General features: G+C 69.4%; 8 protein-coding genes. 3 read left to right on the top strand and 5 right to left on the bottom strand.

The features are described from left to right. From ON21_RS19875 to ON21_RS19890, 4 genes are all read right to left on the bottom strand, one after another. Positions 1-3,861: type I polyketide synthase (locus tag ON21_RS19875; protein ID WP_157170889.1), on the bottom strand; the 3,861-nt coding region annotated here is incomplete at its 3' end. A 127-nt stretch (positions 3,862-3,988) separates the two neighbouring features. Beyond that, positions 3,989-5,134, bottom strand: a complete 1,146-nt coding sequence (locus ON21_RS19880; RefSeq protein WP_039799769.1) for an LLM class flavin-dependent oxidoreductase — start codon at positions 5,132-5,134, stop codon at positions 3,989-3,991. 15 nt (positions 5,135-5,149) lie between these two features. Beyond that, a complete protein-coding gene (locus ON21_RS19885; protein WP_039799770.1) occupies positions 5,150-7,366 on the bottom strand; it encodes an MMPL family transporter in 2,217 nt (738 codons plus the stop codon). Between the two features lie 56 nt (positions 7,367-7,422). Next, on the bottom strand, positions 7,423-8,349 hold the full coding sequence (locus ON21_RS19890; RefSeq protein WP_083880750.1) for a ParB/RepB/Spo0J family partition protein: 927 nt from the start codon (positions 8,347-8,349) through the stop codon (positions 7,423-7,425). Between the two features lie 158 nt (positions 8,350-8,507). Here ON21_RS19890 and ON21_RS19895 point away from each other — a divergent pair, with 158 nt between their 5' ends. Beyond that, positions 8,508-9,101, top strand: coding sequence for a TetR/AcrR family transcriptional regulator (locus tag ON21_RS19895; protein ID WP_051021037.1), 594 nt, complete (start codon positions 8,508-8,510; stop codon positions 9,099-9,101). Between the two features lie 163 nt (positions 9,102-9,264). Further along, the gene (locus ON21_RS19900) at positions 9,265-10,011 is read left to right on the top strand and encodes a rhomboid-like protein (protein ID WP_051021039.1); all 747 of its coding nucleotides are present in this window, start codon (positions 9,265-9,267) and stop codon (positions 10,009-10,011) included. Positions 10,012-10,053: 42 nt separating this feature from the next. On the opposite strand, the gene ON21_RS19905 is transcribed toward ON21_RS19900, so the two are convergent. Continuing rightward, on the bottom strand, positions 10,054-10,233 hold the full coding sequence (locus ON21_RS19905) for a hypothetical protein (protein ID WP_039799771.1): 180 nt from the start codon (positions 10,231-10,233) through the stop codon (positions 10,054-10,056). A gap of 211 nt (positions 10,234-10,444) precedes the next feature. On the opposite strand from ON21_RS19905, the gene ON21_RS19910 reads away from it, so the two are divergent. Beyond that, positions 10,445-11,566, top strand: a complete 1,122-nt coding sequence (locus tag ON21_RS19910) for a hypothetical protein (RefSeq protein WP_039799772.1) — start codon at positions 10,445-10,447, stop codon at positions 11,564-11,566. Positions 11,567-11,995 lie beyond the last annotated feature (429 nt).

Below are 11,995 nucleotides of genomic sequence, written 5' to 3' on the forward strand. Positions count from 1 at the left end.
GGTGACGACGACGGCCCGGACACGAATCTGTGGCGCGTCGGCGAGCAGATGCTCGACGGCATTCGCCACGCGCGCGAGCCAGTAGACGTTGCGTGACCCGTCGAACGCCTCGCCGAACACGGCGACCACCCGGATCCGCTCGGCGATCGGGACACCGTCGGATGAGCGCAACGCCAGCCGCAGGCGCTCGTCGTTGTCATCGGCTTCCGGGTCGGTGAGCACGACGGTGACGTCGATCCGTTCGCCGAGCAGCGCCGTCGCTCGCTCGGCCGCGTCGGCGCCGACGCAGACGGCGACCACGACCTCCTGCTCGGCGGGCGGCTCACCGGTCCGCGCCTCGACGATCTCCCACAGCGGTTGATAGAAGACCCGTTCCAGCTGAAGTGCGACATCGACAGCCGCGCTGACCGGGCGGAACTCGACGCCGAGCAGGCGCATGGCCACCTCGCCTCGGTCGCCGACGATCGCGATGTCGGCGCGCAGCGGGTCGACTCCGCGCCGGGTCACCACGACCCGCGGCCGCTGCGGCAGCGGACCCAGTCGACGCACTCCGGCGATGGCGGCAGGCACGATCGCCACGTCGGTGTCGGAGTCCGCGGCCAGGGCGGCGACGCACTGCAGCGCGGCATCGACCAGAGCCGGGTGGGCCAGGTGCCGGATCGGCGTGCCCTCCTCGACCGGTGCGAGCGAGGCGACCACCGCGTCCGTGCCGACGACGGCCGAGACGATGCGCTGGAAAGCGGGCCCGTAGTCCAGACCGCGAGCCGCCAGGCCGCGATAGAGATCCGGGCCCGCGACGGCGACGGCGTGCTCAGGAGCGTCGACATCCACGACGGCGGTGGTGAAGTCGGCTTCGATGAGCCTGCCGTGGGCGTTGAGCGTCCATGTGGTGGCGGTGGCCGAGCGCGAGCGGATCTGGAAGCGTTTGGTCGACTCCTCGACGCTCACCCGCAGCACGGGGACGTCGTGCTCGTCGATCACCAGCGGGGCGACGAATTCCACCGACTCCAGGCCGACGCTCGTGCGCCCGGTGCGCTCGACGGCGGCGCTGAGCGCGGCGTCGAGGTAGGCCGCGCCGGGTAGCACGACATATCCCTCCACGACGTGGTCGCGCAGCCACGGCAGCCGCGACACCGACAGCTGCACCTCCCACTCGGAGCTCGCCGCCGTCGTGGGATCGCCCAGCAGCGCATAGCCGTCCGGCCTGCCGAGGCGGTCGAGCAGGGTGACCGCCTCGTCGTGCCAAACCCGCTTGCGCTGCCACGGGTAGGCGGGCAGATCCAGGTGCCCGACGATCGAGTCCGGACGGCCCGGCACGGCCGAACCGTCGAGCGAGCCGGCGACATACAGGTCCGCCACGGCGCGCAGCACGTTGTTGCGGTCGCGCAGATCGCGCGAGAGCGTGGTCACCGCGGCGCCGATCACGCCGCGATGGATCAGCATCTCGCGGATGTTGCCGCTGAGCACCGGATGCGGGCCCACTTCGAGGAAGACCCGGTGACCCGCGTCGACCAGCGCGCCGATGGCGTCGGCGAACCGCACCGGCTCGCGCACGTTGCGGCACCAATAGTCCGCGTCCCACTGCGTGCCCGCGATCTCGGCGGCGGTCACGGTGGAGTACGTGGTGAGTTTCGCGTCCCGCGGCGCCAGTTGGGCGAGCGCGTCTCGCAGGTCGTCGAGGATCGGGTCCATCAGATGGCTGTGGTAGGGCACCTCGACGCGCAGGCTGCGCGCGAACGTGCCGGTGGCCGACAAGGTGTCGCGCAGCAGTTCGAGGTCCTCGCTGTCGCCGGCGAGGGTGACCGCGCCGGGGCTGTTCACGGCGGCGATCGAGATGCTGTCGATGCGGGCGAGCAATTCTCGCGCCTCGCTCTCGGACATGCCGAGGGCCAGCATGCCGCCGCTGCCCGCGGTGGTCGCCTGCAACCGGGCGCGGTGGTAGCTGACGGTGAGCGCGTCGCGCAGCGACAGCGCGCCGGACACGTACGCGGCGGTGACCTCGCCGACGCTGTGCCCGACCACCACCGCCGGATAGACGCCGTACTCGGCCAGTTCGGCGGTCAGCGCGGCCTGCAGCACGAAGTTGGCGGGCTGGGCGTACGCGGTCTGCACGATCCGCGAGCCGTCCTCGTCGGCGAGCATCTCGTCCAGGATCGACCAGCCGGCGATCGAGACGAATTCGCGGTCGATCTCCCTGGCGACCTTGGCGAAGGTGCTGTCGGTGGTGAGCAGCTCGCGGCCCATGCCCCACCACTGCGGGCCCATTCCGCTGAAGACGAAGACGGGCTCCACGTCTCCGTCACCGATGATCCGGGACGGAGCGCGGCCCTCGCCCGCGGCGAAGGCCCGCAACTGGGTGCGTAGATCGTCGGCGTCGTCGTAGGCGAAGCCGACCCGCAGGGGATGGTGGGCGCGACGGGTCCAGGCGGCGGCGGTCACCGCCTCGGCGGGATGCCGGTCGAGCGTGTCGGCGAGTTCGCTCGCGAGTGCGCGCACCGCGGTCTCGTTGCGCCCGGAGATCGGCAGCACCCGCGGCACCGGGCGCTCGTCCTCGACCCGCGCGGCCGATGGCGGCGCTTCGACGAGGATGACGTGAGCGTTGGTGCCGCCGTAGCCGAAGCCGTTGACCGCGACGACACCCTTTCCCGGCGCGGCGGACAGCGGCTCGGTGCTCAGCGGGACCCGTAGTCGTAGCCTTTCGAACTCGATCTCGGGATTCGGTGTGATCAGCTCGAACTGGGGCGCGACCGTGCGGTGGTGCAGCGTGAGCGCGGCCTTGATCAGGCTCGCGACCCCGGCCGCGGCCTCGGTGTGCCCGAAATTGTTCTTCACCGAGCCCACCGGCACCGGTTCGCCGCGGCCGTCCACCGCGCCGTACACCGCGCCCAGAGCGGACAACTCGATCGGATCGCCGACCGCGGTGCCGGTGCCGTGCGCCTCGAGGTAACTCACTTCGTGCGCCGCGACGCCCGCGTCGTCGCGCACCTGGCGAGCGAGCTGTTCCTGCGCGACGGGATTCGGCACCGGAATGGCCATGGTGCGGCCGTCCTGGTTGACGCCCGTCGCGCGGATGACGGCGTAGATGCGGTCGTTGTCGCGCTGCGCCACGTCCAGCGGCTTGAGCAGCACCGCGCCCGCGCCCTCGGCCCTGCCGTAACCGTCGGCGGCGGCGTCGAAGGTCTTGCAGCGGCCGTCGACCGACAGGAACCGGCCTTTGCACATCGAGATGAACGTCTCCGGTTGCAGCATCGCGTTCGCCCCGCCGGCCAGCGCGATCTCGCACTCGCCATTGGCGATCGCCTGCACCGCCAGATGCGTGGCCACCAGCGAGGACGAACAGGCGGTGTCGACGGTCAGGCTCGGGCCGTGCAGATCGAGCAGATAGGAGATGCGATTGGACAACAACGTGTGCGAGGCGCTCATCGCGGTGTGGCTGGTGATCGCCGATCGGACCAGCGGGCCGCTGCGTCCGAGCACGTTGTCGAGGATGAAGCCGCCGACGTAGACGCCGACGCGGTGGCCGGAGACCCGCCCCGCCATGCCGGCGTCGTCGAGCGCCTCCCAGGTCACCTCCAGCAGCAGCCGCTGCTGGGGGTCGAGGATGGCGGCCTCCTTCTGGGCGATGCCGAAGAAGTCGGCATCGAAGTCCCACAGCGGCTGGGTGAGAAATCCACCGCGTCGGGTGTACATACGTCCCGGCGCGTCCGGATCAGGGTCGTAGTACTTTTCGATACTCCAACGGTCCGGCGGGATGTCGACGATCCCGTCGCCTTTGTTCAGCAGAAAATTCCAGTAACTTTCCGGATCGAATACACCGCCTGGAAACCGGCAGCCGATACCCACTATTGCAATGTCGACCATTATTTCTCCTGGCCTTGAATGCGGGACCTTGCTGAGCCCCCCGACCGCAGCAGCACAAATATATGACGAGCTCCTTCGCTCGAATGCATGCTATTGCTCGGGTCGCTCGGTCGTCAATTGTCTTGTGTTACAGACGTTTCAATTTGCGTAACGTCGCCACCAGAGGCGCGTTCGAAATCATCCCTCGGGTGACGCTCGGATGAATTGCGCTGAGATTCATGAGCACGGCATAGCGCAGACCGTGGTCGCGCCAGTGCGCGAGCTGCTCGACGATCTCGTCCGGCGTTCCGGCCAGACAGAATTCCCGCACCAGTGCGGCCGGGACCTTCTCGATGTAGTCCAGCACGGTGCGCTCGTCGAGCGTCTGCGGCAGGTAGTCCTGCAGGCCGGTGAAGTCCTCGCCCAGCGGGTGGGTCGCGCCGTGCCTGGTCCACATCTCCCCGGGGGCGCACAGGGTCAGCGCCCGCGCGCCCACGCTCTCGACGAGTGCGTCCACCTGCCCGGGGCGGGCGGCGGTGAGCACGCTGAACACGGCGGCGGGCGCGACCGAATCCGGGTCACGGCCCGCGTCGGAGGCCGCGGCGCGAACCAGTTCGAGGCGGTGGCGGTATTCGTGCGGGCGCTGGGCGAAGCCGGGGAACCACACGTCGGCGTAGCGCCCGGCGGCCCGCAGCATGCGCGGGCCTCCCGCGGCCACCCAGATCTCCGGGCGCGTGCCCCGATACGGCGGTACGTCGAAGACCGCGTCGCGCAAAGGGAAATACGGGGAGTCCCTGGTCACCAGACTGCCGTGGGAATCCCACAACGCCCTGATGGTCGCCAGCGCCTCCTCGAACCGCCCGACCGGAGCGGACCAGTCCACGCCGTAGGGCTCGTTGTTGTCGCGGATGCCGGTGCCGATGCCGAGAATGGCCCGGCCCCGGCTCAATTGGTGCAGAGTGGCGGCGGCCTGCGCGGTGACCGCGGGGTTGCGGCGGCCCGCGTCGGTGACCCCGACGCCGAGCCGCAGACGGGCCAATCGGTTCTGGGCGGCCAGATAGCCCAGCGCCGTCCACGGTTCGTAGATGCCGTCGGCGTGCGGTGCGAGCCGGGTGATGCCGACGTGCCGGGGTTTCCAGATCGAGGCGGGCAGGATCGAGGGCAGATGGTCGGTCACCCAGAGCGAGTCCGCCCCGCCCGCCATCGCCACCGAGCGGCTGCCGCGAAATTGCAGATCGGGCGCGAACCGGGTGTAGACGCCGGAATCCATCACGCCTGTGCGGAATTTCGCCATGTTGTTCCTCTCGCACTACTTGGGTACTGGCTCGAGAGCGGCGCTGGTCTCGGAGATTTCGATACGTTCGTGCCAGCGGGCGAGCCGGCGCGGCGCCCACCAGTTGGCCGCGCCGAGCAGGCGCATCAGAGCGGGCGCGAGCACGCCGCGGATCAACGTCGCGTCGCTCAGCACGGCCAGGGTCAGTCCGAGGCCGAAGAGCTGGATGAACGACACGTGCGAGGTCACCATGCCTGCGAACGCGATCGCCATCAGGCAGGCGGCCGCGGTGAAGATCCGGGCGGTGCGGGCGACGCCGGTCGCCACGGCGCGGGTGTTGTCGCCGCAGGACAGCCACTCCTCGCGAATCCGGGACAACAGGAACACCTCGTAGTCCATCGAGACGCCGAAGGCGATGCAGAACATGAGGATCGGCATGGTCGGTACCAGGTAGCCGGTCGGGGTGAAACCGAGCGGGCCGGCCAGGTGCCCCTCCTGGAAGATCCAGACCATGGCGCCGAAGGTCGCCGCCAGCGACAGCGTGTTGAGCAGCAGCGCTTTGATCGGCAACAGCACGCTACCGGTGAAGAAGAACAGCACCACCAGCGTCGACAGCGCGATCACCGCCACGGCGACGGGCACTTTCGCCGCGAGCGCGTCCATGGTGTCGACGCTTTCCGCCGCCGAGCCACCGAGCAGCGCCCGGCCCGGTGCGGGCACCGCGCGCACCCGGTCGAGCTGATCGATCGCCGCGGGGGAGTACGGGTCGAGCCGGGTACCCACGCGCAGGTACGTGCCCGCGTCGTCGCGCATGCCGGGCGGCGCGGAGGCCACTTTCAGCCCGCCGGTGTAGACGCCCGCCGCGGACAGCACGGACGTCACCTGCTCCACTCGGGACAAACGCTGCGCGTAGGCCGCGATATCGGCGTCGCCGCCCCGGTAACCGGGCATGGCCACCAGGACCCCGGCCGTGGCGTTCTCCCGGAAGTCGGTGCGCAAGGCGTCACCGACCACATGGCTGGACGCCCCGGCGATCACCCGGTCGTCGGCCGCGCCGAACCGGATGGACAGGAACGGCGAACCCAGCACCAGCAGCAGCGCGATCACCGCCAGCGCGGCCACGACCGGGCGGCGCATGACCACTTGCACCGCGCGGTACCACCGGGTGGCGGTGACCTCGACGAGCGCAGGCCGCGGCCGCCGGAACCGGCTCCGCAGGAACACTCGCACGTCGAGCGTGTCGACGCGGGGGCCGAGCAGCGCGAGCGCGGCCGGCACCAGCAGCAGCGTGGTGAACACCGCCGCGCCGAGCACGGCCAGCCCCGCGTAGGCCAGCGATCGCAGGAAATACAGCGGGAAGACCAGCAGTGTCGACAGCGACAGCGCGATCACCACACCGGAGAACAAGACGGTGCGGCCCGCGGTGCGCGCCGTGCGGGAGACTGCGGAGCCGGTGTCGTGCCCGGCGGCGAGTTCCTCGCGGAATCTGCTGACCATGAACAGGCTCGAATCGATCGCGACCGCGAAACCCAGTGCGCTCATCATGTTCAGCGCGAAGATCGATACATCGCCGACCTCGGTGAGCAGCCGCAGGATCGGCAGCGTGGCGAAGATGTTGAACACGCCGACCGCGAGCGGGATCAGCGCGGCGGTCAGGCTGCCGAAGACCAGGACCAGGGCGAGTCCGGTCAGCGGTATCGCGATCGCCTCGGTGATCAGCAGGTCGGTGACGATCCGATGGCTCATCTCGTCGAACGCCACCGCCTGGCCGCCCGCCCGCACGGTCACGCCGTCGAAGTCGCCGCTGAGGCGTTCGGCGATCGCGCCCGCGCGTTTCGGCGCGTCGGTGTCGTCGCCGGTGACATGAACCAGGACGAGGCCGTCGCGGCCGTCGTTTCCGCGCAGCCCCTGCCGCAGATCCGGCGGCAGCTCCCAGTACGACTGGACCGCGTCGACCTCGTCGCGGCCGCGCAGCTCCGTGGTCAGGCGCTCGCCGACCGTGCGGGCGGCGGGGCTGTCGAGCCCGTCCGGCGCGGTGACCAGCAATACGAGATTCGGCGCGGCGCCGGGGAAGTCGCGGCTGAGGAACGTCGCGACCTCGGCGGATTCGGTGTCGGACGGGATGTAGCCGCCGGACTTCAGATGGGCGGGCGCCGACCAGCCGAGCCCGACGCAGACGATCCCGATCAGCAGTGCGCCGTAGAGGATGGATCGCGGGCGCCGGGTTGCCAGGCGTGCGAGACCAACAAGCATGATGAATGACCTTTTCTCGAACTCCGGCACGTGGCGAATGCCGGTGCGGCCGGGTGCTATTCGGCAGCGCCGGGATCGATGTAGCTGGCCAGCGCCCGCCATTCCTTGGCATTGCGGCTGGCGAGTTCGGCGACGGCCGGGATGCAATGCGGTGGCACCGTCGCCACCAGCGCGGTCCACACTTCGCGCTGCATCGAGTGGGTGTGCAACCAGCGCAGCAGGTCACGGCCCTGCTGGCTGTGCCGCATAGCCGGATCTCGGGTGAGTTGTTGCAGCAGCAGCGCGCTGCCCTCGGGCTGGGCCCCGGTGTTGTCGCGGTCGCAGGAGCCGGTCTCGCGCAGACGTTTGCGGATCGCGTGCGCCGTGCTGATGGACACCTCGGCCGCGGCGGCCAGCGCGCGCAGCGGCATGTCCGGCGAGGTCGCCAGCAACTCGGCGACCCGGCGCCTGCGCTGTGCGCGGTCCATCGGCCTGCGCCTGCCGTCGGCGCCGACGCGGATGTTCGACTGCGGAATTTCCGCACTCGAACGCTGCCGAATCGTGGCCACCGTGCGCGCCGAAAGTCCCGTGGTGGACGCGATGGCGCGGTCGGACAATTCCGGCAGCGTCTCGATGATCCGCTCGGCCGCCGCTTTGCGGTCCGACAGTGTCAGCGGCAGGCCGTGTGTCGTATTGAGTTCGACACCGCGCAGAAAGGCCTCGGCCGGTGTCCCGTCGAAGAACACGACGTCGATGTGCTCGCGCCCCAGCCATTGTGCGGCGCGCAACCGATGCATTCCGTCGATGACGCGCATGGTGCTGCGGTGCACCAGAATCGGCGGTAATTCGGTATCGCTCTCGGCCAGTCGCGCGATATGCCTGCGGTCCTCCCCGTTCGACCGCGGCGAATCCGCGGGCAACAACTCGTCGATCGAGACGAGGTAGCGTGCGTTCGACGCCAGTGGCACCACATCGCCGCTCACCAATTTAAACTCAGCGGACATTTCGAACCCCCAGGGTCGCCCGGAATCAGATCGGTCCTCGATGACCCGATGGTCCATCCGGAACCCGGCTAGGCTTCGACCGACCGATCGGTCACAGCGTAGGTGCGGCCGGTGCACGACACTAGGCTTTTCAGGAAGAGTGGGGAGAATTCGGAAACATGACAGTCATTGCCGACCCCGGTCGCACGGCGCTGCTCATCGCGGGCACCGTGGTGGCGGAACGCGAAGGACTGCAACGTCTTTCGGTCAACGCGGTGGTCGAGGAAGCCGGGATGGCCAAGGGGACCTTCTATCACCACTTCGTCAACCGCCGCAGTTACGTCATCGCGTTGCACCGCCGCTTCTTCGACGCGCTGTCGCAGTCGGTGGCAGCGGCGCTGGCCGGGATCCCGCCGGGAATCGAACGGATCGGCCCCAGTCTCGACGCGTTCCTGGATGCCTGTCTGAATGCCCGCGGCACCGAGGCGTTCATGGTGCAGGCGCGCACCGATCCGGATCTGCGCGAGGAGATCCGCCGCCGCCACGAGCTGTTCATCGCGGTGGGGCGGCCGGACATGGTCGCCGCCGGATGGCCGGACCCCGACGCCGCCTCCCGGATGAAGGTGGCCATGGTCGGTGAGATCTGCCTGGCCGAGCTCACCGCCCGGCGCCCCCGGCCGGATCTGCGCGTCGCCGCGGTCCGAATGCTCACCGCCAACCGCACGGGTCCGCTGCCCACGGACCCGCCAGTGCACGGCGCCTCGTCGACCTAGGCCTTTCGGCTGCCATCGGGGGCGGACGGTCGATCGGCGGGATCTCCAGCCGGTCCGGGAGTAATGTTTCACCTGGCAGAGCCAGGAGCGCGCGTCTCGAACCGGCAATGCTGTCGGGCGGTCGCGTCCTCCGGGCGGAGGACTGCACACGGAAGGCCGCGCCATGACTCACGCAGCCGACGACGGTGGCACGCGACCGGGCCGCGCGGCGACCATCCGGAATTACGTGCGCACCGCCCCGTGGACTTTCGCCTGGCTGACAGTGCTGTTGGCGACCACGATCCTCCAACACCTGGTGCCGCGCGGCGACTTGGCGCACGTGCTGGGGGAGCGTTCCACCAACCTGCGTCATCTCGAGTCCGATCCGGTGCACGTCCTCGTGACCAGCCTGCTGTGGATCGACGGCTACTTCTGGCTGCCCTACCTGGTGCTGTTCTGCGTCTTCCACGCGCCCGCCGAACGGTGGCTCGGCTCGTTGCGCTGGGCGATCGTCGGTCTGTGCGCGCACGTCGCAGCCACGTACTTCAGCGAGGGCATCCTGGCCGTGGCCATTCGCCACGGCTACGCCGATCCCGGGATGGTCGATGTACGCGATATCGGCGTCAGTTACTTTCTCGCCGCGATCATCGGGGTGCTGACCTACCATATCGCCCGTCCGTGGCGGTGGCTGTACCTCGGCGGAATCCTGACATGGTTCGCCATTCCGCTGCTGATCCACCCCACCTTCACCGGCATCGGGCACTTTTCGGCGCTGCTGATCGGGCTGGCGGCGTTCCCGCTCACACGCGGGCGGACCGCGCCGGACTGGAACCCGGCCGCCGTGTGGCGACGCCGGGTCCACGGCGACCGCGCACCGACAGGGCCTGCCGGAGCGTCTGGATCTCGGCCTTCGCCGGACCGGCGCGGGTAGTGCCGGCCGGATCCGTCTCGCGCGATCGGCAAGTGTTCGTAGCTATTCCGGGGCCGCGTTCGACTCCAGGGCCTTGTCGTAGGCATATCCGGCGTCGCGGACCTTGGTCGCGAGGAAGCGCATCCGCTCCGAGGTGAGGTAGCCACCGCGCAGAGCCGTGCCGTCCAGTTCGGCGGCCACCTGGTCCAGCGCCAACCGCGCGAACCGCGTTTGATCGACCATGGCCAGGTTCTACCAGGTGATCCCGGCGCGAGCTATGGCACCACGCGGTGCGTTTCCGGAGAGCCGCGCAATCGATCCCGCGCGGCATTCCCAATGGTGGCGAACTTTTGGCTATCGGATCGGCCTATCCTGCTTGGCGGCGGCCGGATCGGGGCCCCGAGCGGGAGGCGAGCGCCTGCTCCGTTCGTGAGAGCTACGTGTGGGACAGGCGATGACGCGACTCGTGCACTTCGTGGGCAGCTTGCCCGCACCCTTGACGACCGATGACAGTGACGTGCTGGAATGGTTCGTCCAGCGCGCCCGTGGCCACCGACTCACCGGTGTACCGCGGGATCTGGATCCCACGTGGGTCGTGCAGTACCTGCGGGAGCGGGAGAAACACGACGACGTCTTCGAAGTGGTGCGCAGCGGTGACTTCGCCGACTATGCCGACATGCGCGTCTACGGTATTCGCCCTGGCGCCACCCTCGAGCCCCGGCACGTGGCGATGGATCGCGTCGACCGCATCGGCGCGGCCGTCAGCGCCTTCCGCGCGCTGCGGGATCGCCACCAGGAACTCGCCGACACGAGATTGCAGATCAGTCAACCGAATCCGCTGGATCTGGCGTTGTTCGTGTTCGGAGGCGCCGCGGTGGCCGACGGCCTTCCGCTCGGGCGCGCGCTGCGCCACCTCCGTACGGTGACCCCGGCGCTGCGCAACCTGCCGGTTTTCGTCGAGGCCGTGTTGGCCGAAATGGCCGTTGTCACAGCCGAGCACGGCGATTCGATCACCTGGCAGGTGGAGTCGCCGATTGCCCAGCTCGCACTGGTGAAGGCGGCGCGACTCGGTGCGCAGGCTCCGGTCGGCCGTCTGGTCGCGCGCCAGCTGGCCGGCTTCCTCGCGCGGGCGCACGAGATCGGCGCACGAACCGTTCTGCATCTGTGCTACGGCGACTATCAGCACAAAGAACTTCTCGCCCCGCGCAGTCTCGCACCTTCGGTGCGGCTGTTGAACACCGTCGCACGAGATCTGCGCGCTCGGGCGGTGCCGCTGCCGCCCGCGCACATACCGTGTGCCTACGGTGCTCATCCGGCCCCGGTGGACCCGGCGTTCTACCGGCCGCTGCACCGGCTGGACCCGGACTGGCGCGTCATCGCCGGGGTCGTGTCGGCTGCGGATGCGCAAGACAGCATGCGCAGCCTGGCGCTGTTCGAAGCGGCCGCGGGCCGGACCGCGTACGGTGTGGCGACGGCATGCGGTCTCGGCCGGTGCACCGTCGAGGAGGCCGAGCGGGCCGCGGCGGCGACCGTGGCGACCGCCGAGTCGGCACCCAGCGAGGCTGCGCGAGCCTGAACGGGCCGAGGCCGGCACGGTCACCCTGACTGCTCGGCTCGGAATGGCTTGTGGAGGACGGGATCCGACTGCATCTCGGCGAGCGCGTCGTTGCTCCCGCTCTACTTCGCGGAGAAATAACTCGGAGGAGGCTGCTGCGGCCGACAAGTGAAGCGCAGCAAGGGATCACCGAATCACGGCCGGTGTCGGCAACGGGCGGAACGGACACGGGCACGGGGCGGCCCGGGCCGGTACCCTGGTTTCAGGGGCTGTCGCGAGAAGTAGTTAAGTTACTGCGAATTTCCGTGTTCCCACCCGCACTGTGCTCGGCGTTGTGTACCTTATGTTATCGAGGGTTCGCTTCGCAGAGAGGGAGCGGGCCGGGGTCGTGGATACGGCCAGGCAGAAGGACTCCGTTGTCCCGTGCGGTGCATCCGTCCCGAGACGCGG

This window comes from Nocardia araoensis NBRC 100135 (assembly GCF_000308435.1).
GTDB classification, from domain to species: Bacteria; Actinomycetota; Actinomycetes; order Mycobacteriales; family Mycobacteriaceae; genus Nocardia; species Nocardia araoensis.